The sequence below is a fragment of the Mesorhizobium sp. Root695 genome (genome assembly GCF_001428185.1).
GTDB lineage: Bacteria > Pseudomonadota > Alphaproteobacteria > Rhizobiales > Rhizobiaceae > Mesorhizobium.
This window is the reverse complement of the sequence record NZ_LMHO01000003.1, coordinates 56852-78247: the sequence shown is the minus strand read 5'-3', so window position 1 is coordinate 78247 and position 21396 is coordinate 56852. Positions and strand designations below refer to the sequence as shown.

At 63.1% G+C, this 21396-nt stretch carries 21 protein-coding genes; 10 read left to right on the top strand and 11 right to left on the bottom strand.

Annotated features, from left to right (window positions below):
- The first annotated feature begins 66 nt into the window (after window positions 1-66).
- Window positions 67-984 carry a DMT family transporter gene (locus ASD99_RS04520; RefSeq protein WP_057142876.1) on the top strand — a complete coding sequence of 306 codons (918 nt, stop codon included), beginning with the start codon at window positions 67-69 and terminating at the stop codon, window positions 982-984.
- A 543-nt stretch (window positions 985-1527) separates the two neighbouring features.
- Here ASD99_RS04520 and metF read toward each other — a convergent pair.
- Both metF and ASD99_RS04510 read right to left on the bottom strand, forming a co-directional pair.
- A complete protein-coding gene (gene metF, locus ASD99_RS04515; RefSeq protein ID WP_056582855.1) occupies window positions 1528-2445 on the bottom strand; it encodes a methylenetetrahydrofolate reductase [NAD(P)H] in 918 nt (305 codons plus the stop codon).
- Window positions 2442-3464 (bottom strand): ArsR/SmtB family transcription factor, encoded by a 1023-nt coding sequence (locus tag ASD99_RS04510; protein ID WP_056583090.1) that lies wholly within the window; start codon window positions 3462-3464, stop codon window positions 2442-2444. The genes metF and ASD99_RS04510 overlap by 4 nt, the downstream gene beginning before the upstream one ends.
- A 186-nt stretch (window positions 3465-3650) precedes the next feature.
- On the opposite strand from ASD99_RS04510, the gene tsaA reads away from it, so the two are divergent.
- Both tsaA and ASD99_RS04500 read left to right on the top strand, forming a co-directional pair.
- Window positions 3651-4190, top strand: a complete 540-nt coding sequence (gene tsaA, locus ASD99_RS04505) for a tRNA (N6-threonylcarbamoyladenosine(37)-N6)-methyltransferase TrmO (protein ID WP_056583088.1) — start codon at window positions 3651-3653, stop codon at window positions 4188-4190.
- Window positions 4187-4501 (top strand): DUF2293 domain-containing protein, encoded by a 315-nt coding sequence (locus ASD99_RS04500; RefSeq protein ID WP_057142875.1) that lies wholly within the window; start codon window positions 4187-4189, stop codon window positions 4499-4501. Before tsaA ends, ASD99_RS04500 begins: the two co-directional genes overlap by 4 nt.
- A 6-nt stretch (window positions 4502-4507) precedes the next feature.
- Here the strand turns inward: ASD99_RS04500 and ASD99_RS04495 are convergent, their stop codons facing one another.
- Window positions 4508-5011, bottom strand: coding sequence for a hypothetical protein (locus tag ASD99_RS04495; protein ID WP_056582852.1), 504 nt, complete (start codon window positions 5009-5011; stop codon window positions 4508-4510).
- A 158-nt stretch (window positions 5012-5169) separates the two neighbouring features.
- Here ASD99_RS04495 and ASD99_RS04490 point away from each other — a divergent pair, with 158 nt between their 5' ends.
- Both ASD99_RS04490 and ASD99_RS04485 read left to right on the top strand, forming a co-directional pair.
- Entirely contained in the window at window positions 5170-6132 is a 963-nt protein-coding gene (locus ASD99_RS04490; RefSeq protein ID WP_057142874.1) for a D-amino acid aminotransferase, read from the top strand.
- A gap of 132 nt (window positions 6133-6264) precedes the next feature.
- Window positions 6265-7104, top strand: coding sequence for an SDR family oxidoreductase (locus ASD99_RS04485; RefSeq protein ID WP_057142873.1), 840 nt, complete (start codon window positions 6265-6267; stop codon window positions 7102-7104).
- Between the two features lie 80 nt (window positions 7105-7184).
- On the opposite strand, the gene ASD99_RS04480 is transcribed toward ASD99_RS04485, so the two are convergent.
- On the bottom strand, window positions 7185-7802 hold the full coding sequence (locus ASD99_RS04480; protein ID WP_057142872.1) for an MOSC domain-containing protein: 618 nt from the start codon (window positions 7800-7802) through the stop codon (window positions 7185-7187).
- Window positions 7803-7965: 163 nt separating this feature from the next.
- On the opposite strand from ASD99_RS04480, the gene ASD99_RS04475 reads away from it, so the two are divergent.
- Complete coding sequence (locus ASD99_RS04475; protein ID WP_244482753.1) at window positions 7966-8565, top strand: methyltransferase family protein; 600 nt, start codon at window positions 7966-7968, stop codon at window positions 8563-8565.
- 10 nt (window positions 8566-8575) lie between these two features.
- Here ASD99_RS04475 and ASD99_RS04470 read toward each other — a convergent pair whose 3' ends face one another.
- From ASD99_RS04470 to ettA, 4 genes are all read right to left on the bottom strand, one after another.
- The gene (locus ASD99_RS04470; protein ID WP_056582844.1) at window positions 8576-9697 is read right to left on the bottom strand and encodes a beta-ketoacyl-ACP synthase III; all 1122 of its coding nucleotides are present in this window, start codon (window positions 9695-9697) and stop codon (window positions 8576-8578) included.
- A 109-nt stretch (window positions 9698-9806) separates the two neighbouring features.
- A complete protein-coding gene (locus tag ASD99_RS04465; protein WP_056582842.1) occupies window positions 9807-10142 on the bottom strand; it encodes a hypothetical protein in 336 nt (111 codons plus the stop codon).
- 104 nt (window positions 10143-10246) lie between these two features.
- Window positions 10247-11014 (bottom strand): trans-aconitate 2-methyltransferase, encoded by a 768-nt coding sequence (gene tam / locus ASD99_RS04460; RefSeq protein WP_057142871.1) that lies wholly within the window; start codon window positions 11012-11014, stop codon window positions 10247-10249.
- A 46-nt stretch (window positions 11015-11060) separates the two neighbouring features.
- Window positions 11061-12710 carry an energy-dependent translational throttle protein EttA gene (gene ettA / locus ASD99_RS04455; protein ID WP_056582837.1) on the bottom strand — a complete coding sequence of 550 codons (1650 nt, stop codon included), beginning with the start codon at window positions 12708-12710 and terminating at the stop codon, window positions 11061-11063.
- Window positions 12711-12968: 258 nt separating this feature from the next.
- Between ettA and ASD99_RS04450 the strand changes: the two genes are divergently transcribed.
- On the top strand, window positions 12969-14255 hold the full coding sequence (locus ASD99_RS04450; RefSeq protein ID WP_082583161.1) for a sensor domain-containing diguanylate cyclase: 1287 nt from the start codon (window positions 12969-12971) through the stop codon (window positions 14253-14255).
- An 89-nt stretch (window positions 14256-14344) separates the two neighbouring features.
- On the opposite strand, the gene ASD99_RS04445 is transcribed toward ASD99_RS04450, so the two are convergent.
- Window positions 14345-15352: a ribonuclease T2 family protein gene (locus tag ASD99_RS04445; RefSeq protein ID WP_056583082.1), complete on the bottom strand. Its 1008-nt coding sequence runs from the start codon at window positions 15350-15352 to the stop codon at window positions 14345-14347.
- Between the two features lie 188 nt (window positions 15353-15540).
- Here ASD99_RS04445 and ASD99_RS04440 point away from each other — a divergent pair, with 188 nt between their 5' ends.
- From ASD99_RS04440 to ASD99_RS04430, 3 genes are all read left to right on the top strand, one after another.
- The gene (locus ASD99_RS04440; RefSeq protein ID WP_057142870.1) at window positions 15541-16473 is read left to right on the top strand and encodes an alpha/beta fold hydrolase; all 933 of its coding nucleotides are present in this window, start codon (window positions 15541-15543) and stop codon (window positions 16471-16473) included.
- A 100-nt stretch (window positions 16474-16573) separates the two neighbouring features.
- Window positions 16574-17749 carry a CaiB/BaiF CoA transferase family protein gene (locus tag ASD99_RS04435; protein ID WP_057142869.1) on the top strand — a complete coding sequence of 392 codons (1176 nt, stop codon included), beginning with the start codon at window positions 16574-16576 and terminating at the stop codon, window positions 17747-17749.
- Window positions 17746-19395 carry a thiamine pyrophosphate-binding protein gene (locus ASD99_RS04430; protein ID WP_057142868.1) on the top strand — a complete coding sequence of 550 codons (1650 nt, stop codon included), beginning with the start codon at window positions 17746-17748 and terminating at the stop codon, window positions 19393-19395. The genes ASD99_RS04435 and ASD99_RS04430 overlap by 4 nt, the downstream gene beginning before the upstream one ends.
- Before the next feature lie 49 nt (window positions 19396-19444).
- Here ASD99_RS04430 and ASD99_RS04425 read toward each other — a convergent pair whose 3' ends face one another.
- Both ASD99_RS04425 and ASD99_RS04420 read right to left on the bottom strand, forming a co-directional pair.
- Window positions 19445-19888, bottom strand: a complete 444-nt coding sequence (locus ASD99_RS04425; protein WP_057142867.1) for a CHRD domain-containing protein — start codon at window positions 19886-19888, stop codon at window positions 19445-19447.
- A 140-nt stretch (window positions 19889-20028) separates the two neighbouring features.
- Window positions 20029-21312 carry a cystathionine gamma-synthase family protein gene (locus ASD99_RS04420; RefSeq protein WP_057142866.1) on the bottom strand — a complete coding sequence of 428 codons (1284 nt, stop codon included), beginning with the start codon at window positions 21310-21312 and terminating at the stop codon, window positions 20029-20031.
- Between the last annotated feature and the right edge of the window lie 84 nt (window positions 21313-21396).

Below are 21396 nucleotides of genomic sequence, written 5' to 3'. Positions count from 1 at the left end.
TCTATGGACCCGATATGGCTTCTGCCTGACTGACTGGCATTCAGGCCGTCTGGGAGGGCGACTCACATGGCAATAGCCGCGACATCAGCATCACGCGGGCCGATGGTGCTCAAGGACTGGGGGCAGCTCCTGCTGCTCGGTGCGATCTGGGGCGGCTCGTTCTTCTTTGCCCGCATCGCGGTGGCCGAGCTTCATCCGCTGGTGCTGGTGCTGTTTCGCGTCGCCATCGCCGCGATCGCGCTGCAGATCTATCTCGGCCTGCGTGGCCCGTCTTTCCGCCTTGCGCTTCCGCATGCAGGCCTGTTCTTCCTGCTCGCGCTCACCAACAACGTCGTACCCTTTTCGCTGATCTTTGCCGGCCAGACAGAGCTTGGCGCCGGTGTCGCCTCGGTGCTCAATGCAACGACGCCGTTCTGGACGCTGATCCTCGCCAATGTGCTGACATCAGACGAAAAGCTCTCCTGGAACAAGCTGGCCGGCATTGCGCTCGGCATCGCCGGCACGGCGGTGATGATCGGCCCCGGCCTGCTTGCCGGGCTCGGCGGCCCGGTCTGGGCAAAATTCGCGCTGATCGGCGCTTCGCTGTCCTATGGAGTTGCCCTGATGGTCGCCCGCCGTTTCAAGGGCGTGCCCTCGCCGGTCATCGCCACCGGACAATTGACGGCTTCGACCATCATCATGATCCCGATCGTGCTTTTCACCTACGGTCCATCGGGCCTGTTCTCGGCCTCGCCGCCGGTCTGGGCGGCGGTGCTGGCGCTGGCGCTTCTGTCCACCGCCTTCGCCTACATCCTCTATTTCAACCTCGTCGCCTCGGCCGGCGCCACAAACGCCTCGCTGGTCACGCTCATCGTGCCGGCCAGCGCCATGCTGCTCGGTTTCCTGTTCCTTGGCGAGCGGCTGGAGCTGTTCGAAATCGGCGGCGTGGTGCTGATCGCGCTCGGCCTTGTCACCATCGACGGGCGTCTGCTTGGCCGACGCTAAAGCGCCGCGCGTCCACTGGACGCGCAAAGGACGCTCCAGCCACTTAATTGCCCCCGCATCGCGAAAGTCGAATTCAACTTTCGCAGCGGTAGCGCTGCCATGACACGCCAGCGACACACCACCGCCATATTTTATTCACAGGTCTGAAGCCGGATTTTGCCTAGGAGTTTCAACGCTTAACGGCAAGAGGCAGGTCGCAAATCTAGCAATTGCGTCGCAATGCAGCACATTTTCTGCTTGCCTGTGGCACAAATGAACCTAGACTCTCAGGCATAGCTCTTTAAGAGGAGGCTATGTCATGGGACTTACGAGGCCTATCAACGCATTGATGATCTGTGCTGCGTTCGCCTTCATCGGAGCCCTTATTATGGGCTTTCTTCCCTGACCCGCCAAGACGGGGAAGAACCAGCACCACATAGTCCAAACCATTGAAAAGGCCGGGTTTTTACCCGGCCTTTTTGCATTTCGAACGTTTCTTCGAGGCTCTCATGGTTTGAGCATGATCTTTTCCGAAAACCGGATTCCACTTTTCGGGATCATGCTCTAAGCCGCGGCCGAGCCAGCCGCCTCTGCTTCGTGCGAGCGGATGCCGATCATGTGACAAATGGCGAAGACCAGATCGGCCCGATTCATGGTGTAGAAGTGGAAATCGCCGACCCCGCGCTCGACCAGATCCATGACCTGTTCGGCCGCCACCGCCGACGCCACCAGCGCATGCGTCTGCGGGTCCCGATCAAGGCCCTCGAACCGCTCCGCCAGCCAGCCAGGCACATGCGCCCCCGCCCTCGCGGAAAAGTTCGCGACCTGCCTGAAACTGTGAACCGGCTGGATACCCGGCACGATGGGGATGTAGATGCCGGCGCGGCGGACGCGCTCGACATAGCGCTCGTAGAGATCATTGTCGAAGAAGAACTGGGTAATCGCCCGCGTCGCACCATTGTCGACCTTGCGTTTCAGCATCTCGATGTCGGTGGCGAAATCGGGGCTTTGCGGATGCTTTTCCGGATAAGCCGCAACGGAGATGTCGAAATTCGCGATTGCCTTAAGTCCGGCGACCAGTTCCGCGCCATTCTCGTAGCCACCGGGATGCGGCCGATAGGATTCGCCGACGCCGGAAGCCGGGTCGCCGCGCAGCGCCACGAATCGGTTGATGCCGATCGACTTGTAATCCTGGATGACCGCGTCGACCTCGTCGCGCGTTGCACCGACACAGGTCAGATGCGCCGCGGCAGGAATGGCGGTTTCCGTCAGGATGCGCTTTACGGTGCGGGCGGTGCGCTCACGCGTCGATCCGCCGGCGCCGTAGGTTACCGAGACGAATTTCGGCTTCAGCGGCTCCAGCCTTGTGACCGTCTCCCACAGCCTTGCTTCCATCTCGTCGGTCTTCGGAGGGAAGAATTCAAAAGAAACCCGGACCTTGTCACCAATGTCGGGGCGGCGGGAAAAGCGGAACTGGTTCATGCGATTTCCCCTATCGAATTCGCTTTGGCCTGCCTTGTGTCACTGGAGGGATCGGCGATCAGCAGGCGCCGATCGCGGCCAAGCCAGAGTTTCACGGTGAGCCTGGCCTCGTTGCCGCCGCGCGGCTCGAACTCCTGGGCCTCTTCGAGATCGAGGCCGGCTTCTGAAAACCAGTCGGCGATCTGCCGGTCGGAAAAGCCGAGCCGCATATGCGCGTGCTCGTCGCGCAGGAATTCCAGCGCATGCGGCGCGAAATCGACGATGACCAGCCGCCCGGCCGGACGCAAAAGCCGCGCCGCCTCATGGATGGCGCGGGCGGGATCGTCGAGATAGTGCAGCACCTGATGGATGGTGACGAGATCGAAGGCATCGCGCTCGACCGGCGGCGCGAAAATGTCGCCCTGCCGCACCTGCGCATTTGAAACGCCGGCCTTGTCGAGATTGGCGCGCGCCACGGTCAGCATCTCGCGCGACATGTCGATGCCGACGCCGCGCCGATAGAGCGGCGAGAAGATTTCGAGCAGCCGCCCGGTGCCAGTGCCGAGATCGAGCATCGACTGGAACGGCCGCTTGCCGACCAGCTTCAACATCGCGGCTTCGACGGCGCGGTCCGGCACATGCAGCGAGCGGATATGGTCCCAGCTCGCCGCATTCACGGAAAAATACTCGACCGCCCGGTCCTGCCGCTTGCGCTTGACCGAGGCCAGGCGCTCAAGATCGCGCTCGACCTGCGGATCGGCGCCGCGAATGCCGGAAACCAGCCCGATGACGAAGTCACGCGCGGAATCCGCATCCGACAGGCGGAAGAAGGCCCACGACCCTTCCTGGTAGCGCCCGATCAACCCGGCCTCCAGCAAGAGCTTCAGGTGCCGCGAAACGCGCGGCTGCGACTGGCCGAGAATTTCGGTAAGATCGGAAACGGTGAGGTCGCCGCGAGACAACAGTGCCAGTATGCGCAGCCGGCTGGATTCGGCCGCCGCCTTCAACGTATCCACCATGGTGTCGAGCGAGACATGCATCAGCGTATTCTCTTTGAAAGGATATAAACATATGTTTATGTCGGTTTTCAAAACCTTGCAAGCGCTATGTCGCTTCCGGACAAGAAAATGCCGCATGCGTCGACTTCTCGATGCATGCGGTCCAGACGTGGACCGCGGTTTTGGGACAACGACAGCATGAACAAGAAGATGCGAGATGAGAGCAGGATGACCGAAACGCGTGAGCTGTTCGAGACGCGAGAAGGCGAGCAGAGGCTGGAAGACGATCCGGCACTGATGTCGCCGGATGGCGGGATCGTCTTCATCGGCCGCATCGCCTCGCCATGGACGACGCGCCAAACATGCCCGAAGAACATGCGCAGCGCGCGCGAGGCCGGACAGCCGGCAGTGCTGACAATAGATGCGCCCTATCGCCGTGGCCTGCAGGGGCTGGAGCGCGCCAGCCACGTCATCATCCTGTCCTGGCTGCATCACGCGCCCAGGACTTTGATTGTGCAGAAACCGCGCCATGCGGCTGAAGCGAAAGGTGTATTTTCTCTGCGCTCCCCTGCCCGCCCGAACCCGATCGGTCTGCATGTGGCCAGGCTCGTCGCGCTCGACATCGGCACCGGCCGCATCGATCTCGACGGCATCGACGTGCTCGACGGCACACCGGTCATCGACCTGAAACCCTATTTCGCCTCGACCGACGCCATACCGGAGGCGACCATCGAAGGGCGCGACGAGCCCGATCGGATTGGGCAATGACGGCACCGGCCGGCCGCCGCCGCGCCATCGCTAAGGCGCTCACTGTACTTCTGCCGCTAGCGCCCTTTGCCGACATGGAGAAGATTCGGGCCGACGCCGGCGCGGTTCACATGAAGACCTTGCCGCCGGGCATCGCCGTATGGCTGGCGACCATTGCCCATATCCGCCACGTGCACACCGACTACGAAAAACTGCTGAGCGAAGGCTATGACCGCGACTCGGCGCGCTTCTTCGTCATCGATCAGACCAACATCGTGCTCACCCGCTGGCGCGCGACACGCCTGCTCGATGCGGATGACGAGGAGGATTGACCACGGTCACTTCCGCGTCAGCACGGCGACGGCATTGTAGGGCTGGCCGTCGGCCTGGCCGACCCAGGTCCAGGACAGATCTCCCTTGAAAAACCGGACGGTGATGTTGCCGCCGTCGATGCACTTGTCCTGACCGTAGGTGATGCTCTCGTGGTATTCCGCTGACGAGTCGTCCCTGGATGTCTGCGACAGCGATCCGCCGCAGCCGAGCGACGGATAGTCGATCGACGCACCGCCATCGTTGATCGTCATGGCGATCGGCCAGTCGGCCCCGGCGTCACCCGCCGGGCTCTGGTGGCCATTGCCGACCCAGGTGCCGCTCAGCGACGGCACATTCACCGCGCAAGGCAGGTTCTGGAAGATCGGTGTCAATTCGCTGCCGGTTTTCTCGCAGCGATAAGTCTGGCCGCCCTGGCACAAGTCCTCGCCTTCGCGCGCGCACTGGGCGCTGGCTTCGCCCGCGGCAGCGAACATCATCATGGCTGCTGTGACGGCCCCAAGCCTGCCCATCTTCCCCTCCCGTTCAGAGCTCGCGATTGTAAGGCAATTCCAATCCATGTATCGGCGAGATCGCCATGGAGGCCGAACAGCACCGGGCGGGTGGCTCTATGTCTTCTGCCCAACGCGGATAGCCTGCTGACCTCGCCTTGTGCGACAGGAGGCTTCCGATGAGCCAAACGATGGCGACACAGGACGAGAGGCAACCGCCCGTGGTTGGCGACCGCCATGTCGACCCGCACTTCTACCCCGAGGGGATCGCTTTCCTCGACGGTCAGTACCTGCCGATGTCGCAGGCCAAGATCTCAGTGCTGGATTGGGGTTTTCTGCATTCCGACGCCACTTACGACACCGTGCATGTCTGGAATGGCCGCTTCTTCCGCCTCGATTTGCATCTCGATCGCTTCTTCGGCGGGTTGGAAAAGCTGCGCATGAAGATCCCCTTCGACCGCGACGGCGTGACCGAAATCCTGCACAATTGCGTGGCGCTGTCGGGTCATCGCGCCGCCTATGTGGAAATGCTGTGCACGCGCGGCGCCTCCCCGACCTTCAGCCGCGACCCGCGCCAGGCGGTCAACCGCTTCATGGCGTTCGCCGTGCCGTTCGGCTCGGTCGCCAATGCCGAGCAGTTGCAGCGCGGTCTGCATGTCGCCATCAGCGACAAGGTACGCATTCCGCCGGCCTCGATCGACCCGGCGATCAAGAACTACCACTGGCTCGATCTGGTGCGCGGCCTCTACGATGCCTATGACCGCGGCGCCGAGACCGCGTTAATTCTCGACTTCAACGGCAACGTCGCCGAAGGTCCAGGCTTCAATGTCTTCTGCGTCAAGGACGGCAAACTGTCGACGCCTTCCATCGGCGTGCTGCCCGGCATCACAAGGCGCACCGTCTTCGACCTGTGCGCCGAGACAGGTCTTGCCGCCACGGCTACCGATGTCAGCATCGCCGCATTGCGCGAGGCAGTCGAGGTTTTCATCACCTCGACCGCGGGCGGCATCATGCCGGTCACGGTCATCGATGGCGCCCCGGTCGCCGACGGCAAGGTCGGGCCGATCACCAGCCGCCTGAAGGCGCTCTATTGGCAAAAGCACGACGACCCGGCATGGTCGTCTCAGGTGAATTACCCCTGATCAAGGGGCGTCTTGTTCAAAAAGATTTCCCCTGGCCTCTGGAAAATAACGGGTTAAGCCGTATATGCCAAAAAACGGAGAAGCCTCCGCTTTCACCCGAAATCACGCCCGCAGGGGCAAGGACTCCACATCATGACAAACAAGGTTTGGTTCATCACCGGATCGTCGAAGGGCTTTGGCCGCGTCTGGGCCGAGGCCGCATTGGCGCGTGGCGACCGCGTCGCGGCGACCGCCCGCGACGCCGGCACGCTCGCCGATCTCGTCGAGAAATATGGCGATAACGTCGCCACGATAAAGCTCGACGTTACCGACAAGAGGGCAGTCGATGCCGCGGTCGCCGAAGCGCACAAGCGCTTTGGCCGGCTCGACGTCGTCATCAACAATGCCGGCTACGGCCATTTCGGCGCGATCGAAGAGGTCAGCGAACGGGAAGCCCGCGACCAGATCGAAACCAACGTCTTCGGCGCGCTGTGGGTCACCCAGGCCGCCCTGCCGATCATGCGGGCGCAGCGGTCCGGCCACATCATCCAGATCTCGTCGATCGGCGGCGTCAACGCCTTTGCCTCGCTCGGCCTCTACCACGCCTCGAAATGGGCGCTGGAAGCCTTCAGCCAGTCGCTTAGTATCGAGGTCGCCGAATTCGGCATCCATGTGACGCTGGTCGAACCCGGTGGCTTCTCCACCGACTGGGCCGGCCCGTCGGCCAAGGTCTCCCAACCGATCGAGGCCTATGCGCCTGCCCGCGCCAAGATGGCCGAGCGCCGCGCCAATTCGGTCGCCGGCGATCCCGAGGCCACCGGTCCTGCGATGCTGGCCATTGTCGATGCCGCCGAACCGCCGCTCCGGGTGTTCTTCGGCGACGGCGGCCTGCCAATGATCAAACAGGAATACGCCAACCGCATCGCCACCTGGGAAAAATGGGATCACGTTTCCATCTTGGCGCAGGGCGCCAAGAAAAACCGCAAGGGCTAACGCTTGGCGGCTTTGCCACGCCGCCTCAAAAGGCGGCTTGGCCCCGCCTTTGGTGTACTGAACGGTGCGAACCCGCGCGGCTATGCCGTGTAAATCCACTGCTCCGGGACCCGCACCGACATCTCCTCGCCGGCCTTGATCGCTCCCGGTTTCTCGACCCAGGCCACGACGCCACGCAGCCGCTTCGCCATTTTGGGGAACAACAGCGCGCCGGCTTCTACGTCGGCCATTCCGGCATTCTCGGCGATCGACCGGCCGGCGATGCGGCAAGGTCCGTTCTGCGCGTCGATCTTGATGGTGACGCCGCCCTTGAAGAACAGCAGCGTCCCAGCCGGCAGCATAGAGAGGTTCGGCACGCCTTCGATCACCACATTGGCGCCGATCCATTCCGGCTTGATCTCGGTGAGACCCATGCGTTCGGCGACAACCGCCAGCTCGTCCGCCGCCACGATCGACAGTTGCCGTTCGTTGCGCATTTCGGTGCCGCGCGGATACCAGGGCTCGCGCCCACCCGACCGCCGTGTCGGTCCGGCATGGAAATCGCCTGATATGCCGTCGAAACCCAGCCGCAATTCGTCCACCGGGCGCGTCTGAAAATGATCCGCCGGCGCCACGTAAAGCGCTGCAGCTTTGGCGGCAAGCTTTCGCGCGGGGATGATTTCGGCCGGCTTTTCAGCCTCGGGGAATAGATCCAGCATGGCGTTCTTTCCATTCGTCATCCAGCGAGTTAGCCGGGCGGGCTTCGCGGCGTCCAGTCGAAAGTGCTGATCGTCCGATCAACACCACCGATAGGATCGCGATCACGCTTTTCTTACCTGTCATCGATTTCGCGCCGCATTGTCGCCGCGCGGTGCCGGTTTCATGGTGGCGTCCAGACAGTTTGCGGAGCTGATCGTGCGACCCGTGACGGCAATCACGTTGCTTTGGTTGATCTGGGCGGCGAGCTGGGCCGCAGCCGCCCTATGGTCCGACCCTGCCCGGAAGCGCGCCGGATTCAGGGCGGAGGCCCGCTATCGCGTTCTCTGGCTGGTCGGCGCGGTGCTGCTGTTCATTCCTGCGCGTGGCTATGAAGGCCGACTTAGGCTGTGGATGCCCAACCTCCCCGAAGCCTGGATTTGTGTCGCCCTGATTGCCATCGGCATCGCCTTTGCCTGGTGGGCGCGCCTGCATCTCGGCAGACTGTGGTCGGGCACCATCACCGCCAAGGCCGGGCACCGTGTCGTCGACACCGGCCCGTACGGGCTCGTCCGCCATCCGATCTACACCGGATTGCTGTTGGCAATCCTCGCCACCATGTCGGCAAAGGGCACGATCTGGGGTTTAGCGGGGACAGCGCTGCTGATCATCGGCATCGTCGTCAAAGCGAGGCTCGAGGAAAGCTTCCTGCGCGTCGAACTCGGCCCTGCCTATGATGATTATGCCGCTCGCGTGCCCATGCTGGTGCCATTCGCGCCAGCCTGACACGGCAAGCTCAAAGCATCCGCAACAGCGCGCCGCCTATCGAATACCCCGCGCCAAAGGCGCAGATCAGGCCGAAATCGCCGGGTTTCATGTCGGCGTGGTTTTCCGACAGCGCGACGATGGCGCCGGCGCCCGCCGTGTTGCCCAGCCGCTCCAGCACCATCGGCGCGCGATCGTGGTCGACCTCGTGGCCGAACGACAGTTTCAGGATCATCGCATTCATGCGCGCATTGGCCTGATGCAGCCAGAAGCGCCTGATCGCCTGCGGCGTCAGCCCGTGCTCGGCCAGGAATTCGACGATGAATTTTTGCCCGGCGACTGTGACTTCCTTGAACACCTTGTTGCCAACCTGCTTGATCAGATTGCCTTCCAGATTGATCATATAGGGATCATCCTGGGCGGTGCGGGTATGGTAGCCCAGATTGGTGCGGATGTTGTTCGACATCTGCGTCCAGACGCGCGTGTCGAGCACCTCGAAGCGCCCCGGCCGCTTGTCGCCTTTGGCCAGGCCTTCGACCACCATCGACACCGAGGCGTCGCCGAAGATGAAATGCGTTTGCCGGTCGCGGAAATTGAGATGGCCGGTGATGATCTCCGGCGTCGTCACCAGAATGCGTTTGTGCGCGCCCGACCGCACTAAGTTGACGGCGATGTGCAGGGCTGCCGCCGCCGAAGAACAGCCGAGCCCCATGTCGAAGCCGGCGCCCTTTGTCCCCAGAGCCTCCTGCATTTCGATGGCGATTGCTGGATAGGGCCGCTGGTGATGCGAAGCCGAACAGATCACCAGGTCGATATCGGACGGCTTCAGCCCGGCATGGTCGAGAGCCTTTTTGGCCGAGGCGATGCCGAACTCGGCTTCGAGCGACAGCGCATCGTCAGGCCGTGCCGGAATGCGCGGCGCCATCCGGGTCGGATCGAGAATGCCCTCGCGTTCGATCACATGGCGGGTGCGCACGCCCGAGGCGTGGACGATGAAGTCGCTATCCGATTTCGACAACGGCGGCTCGTCGGTGCCCAGGCGGCGCGCATTCTCCGTGTCGACCCAGGCATTGAAGCTGGCGACCAGCTCTTCATTGGTGATCTTGGCTTCAGGGATTTCAACGCCGAGGCCGCTGATGATGACGCGATGCATATATCCAGTCCGTCCCATCCGCAGGCGTTGCGGGCTTCATGTGGGCGCCGGAACGCTCCGGCGCAACACTTTTCTCACCGCGGCGGTTTACGCCGACTTAAGCCTGATTTCACCAGGCGCAGAGCTTGGTGTTGGTCTGCGGGTTGTTCCAGCAGGCGCCGTCGTCGCGGCTGCGCACGAACTGCCCCGGCAGCGGCACATTGCGGCGGCCGAGATTAACATACCCATAGGCAAAGCCCGGCCCGTCGATCTCCAGCACATAGGTCGGATAGCCCGGCGCCGAGATGCGGAAGCTGCCCGCATCATCGATCGCCCTGTAGCTGCATGCAAAATAGCCGTCGTCGCTGGTGAAGCAGCGCGCTCGCTTGGCCTCAGCCGAGATCGAGAACGCCAGAAGTGCCGCCGCACAAACGCTACTGCCGAAAAGCATCTTTTTCAGTGCCATTATCCACCCCTGCCACGCGGGCATTGTGATCCCATCGAGATGAAATGCGCATGGCGGCGAAACCCGGTCAAGCGGCCGCAACGGGCGTCGTGCAACGTGGCTAATCAGGCCCGTTTGGCGACAATGAAGATGCGCGGAAAGCGCAAAAGCACCTTGCCGCCCGCCGTCTTCGGATAAGCCCTGGCGATCTTGGCCGTGTAGCTGTCGAGGAACAGTGTCTTCTCGTTCGCATCGAGCGGGTCGACAAAAGGCTTCAGGCCCGTCGACTTCACCCATTCGACGATCGCCTGCGCGTCGGCAAGCGGATGGTTGTAGACGGCGTGCCAGATGTCCAGCCGATCGCTGAGCGGCGACAGGAGGTCATAGTAGAGCGACACTGGCGGCAACGGCCCGCGCGCCGCGCCCTTGAGCTTTTCGGCAAATGGCATTTCGGCGGCGGTTTCCCGCATCAGGCGGTGGGAGTCCTCGCCCATATTGTCGGGCATCTGGACGGCCAGCGCGCCTCCTGGGGCGAGGAAGCCCATCAGCCGCTGGAAGACCGCGGGATGTTCGGGCAGCCACTGGAACACCGCATTGGCGAAGATCACGTCGACCGGCTCCGCCGGCTGCCATTTGGAGGCATCGGCCAGGTCAAAGTTGACGTCGGGCAGACGCGCCCTCGCCTTCTCGATCATGTCGGGTGAGGTGTCGAAGCCCCTCACCTCAGCATCCGGCCAGCGCTCGACAAGCAGCTCGGTCGAGTTGCCCGGCCCGCAGCCGATGTCGACGACCCGGCGCGGGAAGTCGACGGGGACCTGCGCCACCAGGTCCCGCGCGGGTCGCGTGCGCTCATCCTCGAATTTCAGATATTGGGCGGCGGACCAATCAGCCATATGAGCTCCTCATGTCTTCTTGAGAATTCGCCGCCCGGAAAACCCCTTACCGCGTCAGCCTCTTGTAGGTCATGCGGTGCGGGTTGACGGCATCGGGTCCGAGCCGGCGGATCTTGTCCTGCTCGTAATCCTCGAAATTGCCCTCGAACCATTCGACATGGCTGTCGCCCTCGAAGGCGAGGATGTGCGTCGCCAGACGGTCGAGAAACATGCGATCGTGCGAGATGATGACGGCGCAACCGCCGAAGTTTTCCAATGCGTCTTCGAGTGCGGCCAGCGTTTCCGTATCGAGATCGTTGGTCGGTTCGTCGAGGAGCAGCACATTGCCGCCGGTCTTCAACATCTTGGCCAGATGCACTCGGTTGCGCTGGCCGCCGGAGAGGTTGCCGACCTTCTGCTGCTGGTCGCCGCCACGGAAGTTGAACGACGCGCAATAGGCGCGCGTATTGGCCTCGAACTTGCCGAGCTTGACCACTTCGGCGCCGCCGGAAATCTCTTCCCAAACCGTCTTTGACGGATCGAGCGTATCGCGGCTCTGGTCGACATAGCCGAGTTTCACGGTTTCGCCGACGCGGACCGTGCCTGCATCGGGTTTTTCCTGGCCGGTGATCATACGAAACAGCGTCGTCTTGCCGGCGCCGTTCGGGCCGATCACGCCGACGATGCCGCCGGGCGGCAGCTTGAACGACAGATTGTCGATCAGCAGCGTGTCTCCAAAGCCTTTCGACAGGCCTTCGGCCTCGATCACCACGTTCCCGAGCCGCTCGCCATGCGGAATGACGATCTGGGTATCGCTCGGACGCCGCTTGTCGGCTGCGTCCAAAAGGTCCTGGAACGCCTGGATACGCGCCTTGGATTTGGTCTGGCGAGCCTTGGGGCTCGACTGGATCCATTCGCGCTCGCGGCCGATGGCACGCTGGCGGGCATCGTCCTCGCGGCCTTCCTGCTTCAGGCGCTTGGCCTTGGCTTCGAGGTACTTGGTGTAGTTGCCCTCGTAGGGAATGCCGCGACCGCGATCGAGTTCGAGGATCCAGCCGGTGACATTGTCGAGGAAGTAGCGATCGTGGGTGATGATCATCACGGCGCCCGGATAGGCACGCAGATGCTTTTCCAGCCACGCCGTGGTCTCGGCGTCGAGATGGTTGGTCGGTTCGTCTAGCAGCAAAAGGTCGGGTTGGCGCAGCAAGAGCTGGCAAAGCGCGACGCGACGACGCTCGCCGCCCGAAAGTTTGGTTACTTCCGAATCCTTGGGCGGGCAGCCCAGCGCTTCCATCGCCATCTCGACCTGCTGTTCGAGATCCCACAGGTTCAGCCTGTCCATCTCGTCCTGGAGCTTGGACGACTCGTCGGCCGTCTCGTCGGAGTAGTTCATCATCAGTTCGTTGTAGCGTTCGATGATGGCGGTCTTGGCGGCAACGCCTTCCATGATGTTTTCGAACACGGTCTTGTTCGGATCGAGCGCCGGCTCCTGCGCCAGGTAGCCGACTGTGGCGCCTTCGGCGAGCCACGCCTCGCCGTTCCACTCCTTGTCGAGCCCGGCCATGATCTTGAGGATCGTCGACTTGCCCGAGCCGTTGGGGCCGAGGATGCCGATCTTGGCGTCCGGATAGAAGGACAGATGAATGTTCTCGAGCACCTTCTTGGTGCCATAGGCCTTGTTGAGGCCGGCCATGTGATAGATGAACTGGCGTGCCACGCGCGCTTTCCCTGAAAAAACTGACTGGATTTTGTCGAATTGAATGGAGGTTGGCCGCTATGTAGGCGATGCGGCGGCGAACGGCAATCGCTTTTGCCGCATCTGGCCGCTCACACGCGGAAGTGTCCGCCAAGCGCTGAGGTTTTCCATGCTTACCGGGCGCGCTGAAAGCTCCGGTTAACCCTTCCGCGTCAAAACAGGTTCGAGGTGGAATCGCTGATTTGTCGCGATTTCAGGAGAAAGATCGGATCGACGGCATTGCTGAACAGTTTCCTGCTCCTTGCCGAAGCGGTCGTCTACTTCAGCGTCATGGTGACGCTTTTCCGCTTCAGGAAGCGCATTGGCCTCGGCGTCTTCGTCTGCGCGCTCGGCGTCATGCACTTTCTCGAAACCTATCTCGCCAGCGTCTTTTACGTCGCCTTGCCGTTCGGCATGGTCTCGCCGGGCTCGGCGGTGCTGTTTTCCGGTAAGCTGGTCATGCTGTTGTTGCTCTATATGAAGGAGGACGCCGCCACCGTGCGTCAGCCGATCTACGGCCTGCTGCTCGGCAATGCGCTGATGATCGGGCTGGTGCTGGTGCTGCGACTGCACGTCATCGCGGCACTTCCCGACGGCAGGCTCCCCGACATCGGCTTCATCGACCAGATGGGCTGGCTGATGGTGTGGGGCACGACGCTACTATTCGTCGACGCCATTCTGATCATTTTGCTCTACGAAAAGCTCGGGCGTTACCTGCGCAAGGCACAGTTCGCGCGCATCCTGATCTCGGTCGCTTGCGTGCTGACCTTCGACCAGGCCGGTTTCTTCACCGCGCTGCATTTCGTTGCCGGCGCGCCGATAGCGGTCTTTTTCGGCGGCTGGGTCGCCAAGATGGCGGCGGCGCTGACCTTCAGCACCATGCTCGTGGCCTATCTCAAATGGTTCGAGGAGCGCCAGATCGCGGCGCCGCGCGGGCTGACCGATATCTTCGATACGCTGACCTATCGCGAACGCTACGAAGCGCTGGTCGAACATGTCGGCCGCGACGGCCTGACCGGCCTGCTGCACCGGGGTCGCTTCGACAGCGACGGTGAAGCCGCCGTCCAGGTCAGCCTGCGCACCGCCAAGCCGCTCAGCCTGCTGATCATCGATGTCGACCATTTCAAGTCGATCAACGACCGTTTCGGCCATGCCGAGGGCGACAAGGTGCTGAAAGCGGTTGCGGCCCTGCTTGGCGAAGCGGCACGCGCCGAGGACCAGGTGTTCCGCATCGGCGGCGAGGAATTCGCCATCCTCAGTTCGCGTCCGCACCCGGTCGCCAGGCTGTTTGGCGAGAGCATCCGCTCCGCGGTCAAGGGCTCGGCCGCCACCAGCCGGTTCGAGCTGACCGTCAGCGCCGGCGTTTCCAGCGTCAGCGAAACGACGCGCTGCCTTGCCGACCTGTTCGCGCTTGCCGACCAGCGCCTCTACAAGGCGAAATCGACCGGGCGCGATCGCGTCGTCGGCGAGCCGGGCGGCCACGAAGCCGACGCAGCCGTTGTGTGGACCAAGCCCGCGCGGATTTAAGTCTGTTCTAGGATTTCTTCTGCCGACGAACGCCTGTCGGCGCGACAGTCCAGTTGTCTGCGTCCCGCCTGCGCTTACCTACCCTGTACTTACTGGAAGCCTATCGCATCGACGGTGCCGGTCGGGCAGCCGGCCTTGTTGGTCGGCACCGAAGCCAGCAACAGATCCTTGAGCGAGCTGTTGGGGCCGATCGGGCCGGCAAGGCCGAGCGTCAGTTCGCCGATCAGCCGCCTGCCGCTCGACGGATCGATGACGCAGGAAACGCGCACGCGGTCGCCTGCGCCCGCCCCGAAGGCAGTGTCGAAGGCGCCGCGAATCTGGTCCGCCGTCAGCTTGCCGCCGATGTTCTTGGCAAAGAGATCGCGCACCGGCGAGCTGTTCACCGCGCGCATCAGGTTGAGCGCATCGGAGAAATAGTCCTGCTGGCTCTTGCCATAGCAGGTGCCGTGCTTGATCCATTCATGCCGTTCGAGCTTGGAAGCTGTCCCCGGCATCACCTGATCGAGTTCCGTGCGGGTGTTGGCGTCCAGGTTGATCGGCGGCAGGTCCTTCCAGTGGGCCGGATTGTCGTTGGCCTTGTCGCTCGCCGTCGCTTGGCAATAGAAATTGCCGCTTGGCTGCGGCCAGAGGCCGTGCAAGGTGAAATGCGTGGCGTCGAAATCACCAGCACTCTGCGCCTTGCATTCCGTCTTGCTCGACTTGGTCTCGCAGAAGGCCGGCTGCCAGCTCAGCGCGAAGACATATTCGGGTTTTCCCGATGCCGCCGGCTTGCCTTGCCCGCCCGGTGCGACCGGCACCGTCGCCGCGCTGCTGCCAGAAACATGGCCGCAGGTGACCTTCACCCAGCGGCGCTCCGGATCGGCGCCCGGCACCAGGATGAGGTAGTGCGTCGGCGCATCCTTGTTGCCGGCAAGCAGCTGGTAGCCCTGCCCGGCATCGGTCGAGACATTGCCGGGGTTCTTGCCGTTCTTGATGGCTTGCGTCGCCGGACAGGCAGCGTCGGCAACGAAAGTGCCGCTCATCTTGACGTCGGCACGCGCCGCACCAGCCAGCGACGCCGCCAACATGGCCAATCCGAAAACGACACCAATGCGCATGGAAGATCCCCGGTTGAAGAAGTGGGCGACAGACTGAAGCTGTCTCCATGTCAGAATTGCGATATTTTGCTGGCCAAACGCAAGAAACATCGTCTGCGAAAAGCAGGCAGGCGGATTGACGCAAAACCGGCGCCGGCGCAAACAAGGCCGGCGCCACGGCGGCGGCCAGAGCCTGGAGACCGAGCGGCATGTCATTCAGCCAGCAGCGCGTGGTTGCCTCGCCGACCGGTGCCGATCTCAATCTTTTCATCAGGCAAGCCGATGGCCGGCCACGTGCCGTTGTCCAGATCAATCACGGCCTGGCTGAGCACGCCGCGCGCTATGCCCGCTTCGCCGATTTTCTTGGCTCACGCGGCTTCCACGTCTATGTCCACGATCATCGCGGCCATGGCGCGACCAAGGCCCCCGACGCGCCGCTCGGCAGGTTCGCCGACAGGGACGGCTCCGCCAAGGTGATCGACGATGTCGACGCCATCCACGGTCTGATCGCCAGCGAACAGCCGAACCTGCCCGTCATCCTTTTTGGCCATTCGATGGGTGCTTCCGTGGCGCTGAACTACCTGTTGCGCCACTCGCCGCGCGTTCATGCCGCCGCGATCTGGAACGGCAATTTCTCCCAAGGCCTGCTCGGACAGCTGGCGCTGGGCATCCTTGCCTGGGAACGGATGCGGCTCGGCTCCGACGTGCCATCGCACCTGCTGCCGAAGCTCACCTTCCAGGCCTGGGGCAAGGCGGTGCCCAACCACCGCACACTATTCGACTGGCTGTCACGCGACGAGGCGGAAGTGGCGAAATACATCGCCGATCCGCTCTGCGGCTGGGATGCTTCGGTATCGATGTGGCGCGACGTCGTCGGCATGGCGCTCAACGGCGGCAAAGATGCCGGCTTTGCCGCCATCCGGCGCGACCTCCCCGTCAGCATCGTTGGCGGCGAAAGGGATCCGGCTTCCGACTATGGCAAAGGCATCACCCATCTTGCCAATCGCATGCGCAAGATGGGCTTTTCGAATCTGGTTTCAAAGGTTTACGCAGACACCCGCCACGAAAGCCTGAACGAGGTGAATCGCGACATCATCATGGGCGATTTCGCGGCTTGGGCCGACGGCGTGCTGAAAGGTTGAAGGGATTGGCCCATCGCAAGAGCCGTGACAGCCGTTGCAGGGCTTGATAGAGGCTCTGCTTTCGCAGCAATCAAGGTGATTGCGGCAACCACGGTGATCTATGGCTGAGCCCCCGCTGAAAGGCGTCCGCGTCGTCGAACTCGCCCGCATCCTTGCCGGACCATGGGCCGGGCAGTTGCTTGCCGATCTCGGCGCCGATGTCATCAAGGTCGAGAGCCCCGATGGCGGCGACGACACCCGCAAATGGGGCCCGCCCTTCGTCATGGGCCAGGACGGCGAGAACCTGTCGGCCGCCTATTACCATTCCTGCAATCGTGGCAAGCGCTCCATCGCCATCGATTTCTCGACACCGGAAGGCGCCGAGACAGTGCGCCGGCTGGTCGCGACTTCGGACGTGCTGATCGAGAACTTCAAGCTCGGCGGCCTGAAGAAATACGGCCTCGACTATGACAGCCTGCGCAAGATCAACCCGCGCCTCGTCTATTGCTCGATCACCGGCTTTGGTCAGGACGGCCCCTACGCGCCACGCGCCGGCTACGACTTCATCATCCAGGCCATGGCCGGCATGATGTCGATCACCGGCGAGGTCGGTCGTGAGCCGCAAAAGGCCGGCGTTGCCATCTCCGACATCTTCACCGGCCTCTATTCGGTCATCGCCATCCAGGCCGCACTGCGCCACGCCGAACAGACCGGCGACGGCCAGCACATCGACATGGCGCTTTTCGACACCCAGATCTCGGCCCTCGGCAACCAGAACCTCAACTATCTCGTCTCCGGCAAATCGCCGGTGCAGATGGGCAATGCGCATATGAACATCGCCCCTTACGAGGTGGTGCCAGTCCGGGATGGCCACATCATCCTGGCTGTCGGCAATGACGGCCAGTTCGCCAAATTCTGCGCTGCCGTCGGGCTGGATGAACTGTCGACCAACCCCGACTTTGCCACCAATCCGGCCCGGGTCGCCAACCGGGTCAAGCTGCGCGAGCACATGATCGAGGCGCTGAAGGTTTTTGATCGCGACCCGTTGCTGGCGAAGCTGGAAGCGGCCGGCGTGCCGGCGAGCCCGATCAACACCATCGGCCAGATGTTCGCTGACCCGCAGACCATCGCGCGCGGCATGCGGCTCGATCTCGACGACGGCCATGGCAATCTTCTGCCTTCGGTGCGTGCGCCGATGGTCATGTCCGGCACGCCGCTGGTCTATGAGCGCCCCTCGCCGCGCCTGGGCGAGCACACGCAAGAAATCCTTGCCGAACTGGAGAAGTCTGGACAATGAAGACCGGCGGACAACTGATCGTCGACGCGCTCGAAGCCAACGGCACCGACCGCATCTATTGCGTGCCCGGTGAATCCTATCTGGCGGTGCTCGACGCGCTGCACGATTCAGCGATCCGCACCATCGTCTGCCGCCAGGAAGGCGGTGCCGCCATGATGGCCGACTGCCACGGCCGCCTGACCGGCAAGCCCGGCATCTGCTTCGTCACCCGCGGCCCCGGCGCCACCAACGCCTCGGCCGGTATCCACATCGCCATGCAGGATTCGATACCCGTCATCCTGTTCATCGGCCAGGTCGCCAGCCACGCCAAGGAGCGTGAGGCTTTCCAGGAAGTGGACTACAAAAGGTTCTTCGGTGACATCGCCAAATGGGTGGTCGAGATCGACGATGCCTCGCGCATCCCGGAATTCGTCACCCGCGCCTTCGCGGTGGCGACATCGGGCCGCCCCGGCCCGGTGGTCATCTCGCTGCCGGAAGACATGCTGACCAGTGTCGTCGAAGCGCCCATCGCCTTGCCGCACACACCGGTCGAAACCCGGCCGGGCGAAACCGAGCTTAATGCGCTGGAAAAGCTGCTGGCCAAGGCCAAGCGGCCGTTCGTCATCCTTGGCGGCACGCGCTGGGACGCCGAGGCGGTGGCGCGGATGCGCACGATCGCCGAGGCGTGGTCGCTGCCGGTCGGCTGCTCCTTCCGCCGCCAGATGCTGTTCGATCATCTGCATCCGAACTATGCCGGCGATGTCGGCATCGGCATCAACCCGAAGCTGGCGATAGCGATCAAGCAGGCCGATCTCGTGCTGCTGGTCGGCGGCCGCATGGGCGAAATGCCCTCCTCGGACTACACGCTGCTGAAAAGCCCCTATCCCGACCAGACGCTGGTGCATGTCCATGCCGACGCCGGCGAACTCGGCCGCGTCTACCGGCCGGCATTGGCGATCAACGCCTCGCCGTCTGCCTTTGTCGAAGCTTTCGCCAGGCGCAAGCCAGCCTCGGCGCCGACTTGGGCAGCCGAGACGCCAAAGCTGCATGCCGCCTATCTCGACTGGTCGACACCGCCGGAAAGCGGCCCCGGCTCGGTCCAGATGGGGCCGATCATGAACTACCTGGAAAAAATGCTGCCCGACGACACCATCCTCACCAACGGCGCCGGCAATTACGCCACCTGGGTGCATCGCTTCCACCGCTTCCGCCGCTTCGCCACGCAGGCAGCGCCGACGTCAGGCTCGATGGGCTATGGCACGCCTGCGGCAGTCGCCGCCAAAGAGCTGTTTCCGGATCGCACCGTGGTTGCCTTCGCCGGCGACGGCTGCTTCCTGATGAACGGGCAGGAATTCGCCACTGCCGTGCAATATGACCTGCCGATCGTGGTCGTTGTCGTCAACAATGGGATCTACGGCACCATCCGCATGCATCAGGAGCGCGAATATCCCGGTCGCGTCGTCGCCACCGATCTCAGGAACCCCGATTTCGCGGCCCTCGCCCGCGCCTATGGCGGCCATGGCGAAACGGTCGAGAAGACAGCGGATTTCGCTGCGGCCTTCGAACGCGCCCGCGCCAGCGGCAAGCCGGCGATCGTCGAAATCCGGCTCGACCCCGAAGCGATCACGCCGAGCAAGACGATGACCCAGATACGCGACAAGGCGTAGTTACAAAAAAGGGGCAGTCGCCCGCCCCTTTCTGTCAACGCGGCTTGCGCTATTTCGCCGCCTCGATCTGGCCACGGATTTCGCCGTCCTTGTTGGCCGCCGTATGCACGTTGACATAGTCCTTGCCGGCCATCAGGTCGGCGGCCTGCGCGTCGGTCAGGACAGCCGAACCCTTGATCGGGCTCTTGAGCTTGCCCTTGAACGGGATCGCCACCCCGGCGTTCTCACCAATCGCGGCTGGGCCGTGAATGTGTCCTGCTGTGGCCGGCCCGCTCAGCCCGGAATATTTGACGTTCCAGCTGAGCTTCTTCTTGACCGTGTCGAAGGTGAGAGCGGCCGTCCCCTTGCCTTTCGTGGTCACCGGCGGGTTCTGCTGACCGCCGTCGAGCGTTGCCGTCAGCTTCACCGTCTCGGCCAGGGCCGATGAAGCCATGACGAAGGACGCCGAGATGGCAAGTGCCAAAAGCATTGGTGCCAAGGATTGGATACGCATGAGAATCTCCGTTTGACGAGCAACATCCTCCGCGGCTCCCCGGCGCGCGGATGCACCGACACAACGGTTGTGAGAGCAGAAGGCTCCGCCCGGTAACGCTTATGTGCAAACCGCGGAGCCGCGGACGACCCGGAGACGGTTCAGACCGTCGCCAGCGCCTGCGTCAGGTCGGCGATCAGATCGTCCGGGTGCTCGACGCCGATGGACAGCCTGACCGTGGTCTCCAGCACGCCGATGCGCTGGCGCACCTCGAAGGGAATGCCCGAATGGGTCATGGCTGCGGGGTGGCTGGCCAAGGATTCCGTTCCGCCCAGGCTCACCGCCAGCTTGAATATCTGCAGGTTGTTGAGAAAGGCGAAAGCTGCCTTCTCCCCGCCCTTGATATCAAAGGAGAAGGTCGAGCCGGCACCGGTGCATTGCGCTCTGTAGGCGCGGCCCGCCGGCGTGTCCTCGCCCAGGAACGGCAGGTAATGCACCTTCTCGACCTTGGCATGATCGCGCAGGAATTCGGCGACCAGGCGCGCATTATCGTTGGCGCGCTCCATGCGGATCGACAGCGTCTCCAGCGAGCGCCCAAGCATCCAGCAGGAATGCGGGTCGAGCTGCGTGCCAATCGCGCCGCGCAGCGCCTTGATCGGCTTGGTAACCGCCTTGCTGCCCATGGCGGCGCCCGCAATCAGGTCGGAATGGCCACCGACATATTTGGTCAGCGAATAGACGGACACGTCGGCGCCGTGTTCGATCGGCCGCTGGAACACCGGGCCGAGCAGCGTGTTGTCGCAGACGACGATCGGCGTCGACCCTTGGCTCGCACCGATCTCATCGGCGATCTTGCGCATCAATCCGATGTCGACCAGGCTGTTGGTCGGATTTGACGGCGTCTCGATCAGGATGACCGAAACGCGGCCCTTCGCAACGGCCGCGTCGGCGGCCGTACGCACCGCCGTCTCGTCGACGCCGTCCACGAAGCCAACAGCGCCGATGCCGAAACCAGCAAGCGTGCGCGTCAAAAGCGTCTCCGTGCCGCCATAGAGGGGCTGCGAATGCAGGATGACGTCGCCTGGGCGGGCATAGGCGAGCAGGGTCGTGGCGATTGCCGACATGCCTGATGAAAACAGGATGCAGGCATCCGTCCCCTCATAGATCGCCAGCCGGTCCTCGACGATCTCGCTGTTGGGATGGTTGAAGCGCGAATAGACCAGGCCGGACGCCGTGCCGCTCGGCGGCTCCTTGCGGCCGGATGTGTAGTCGAAGAAGTCGCGGCCCTCTTCCGCCGATCTGAACACGAAGGTCGAGGTCAGGAACACCGGTGGCTTGACCGCGCCCTCCGAAAGCTGCGGATCGAAGCCATAGCTCAGCATCAGCGTCTCCGGGTGGAGTTTGTGGTTGCCGATATGGGTTTTCGACGGGCGTGGCGCGGTCATGGCTTTTCCTGCTTTTGAAAGAGTGTTGCGCGGCAATTTATGCGATCTCGATCAGCCAGTCCTTGCTATTCTTGGGCTCGCATG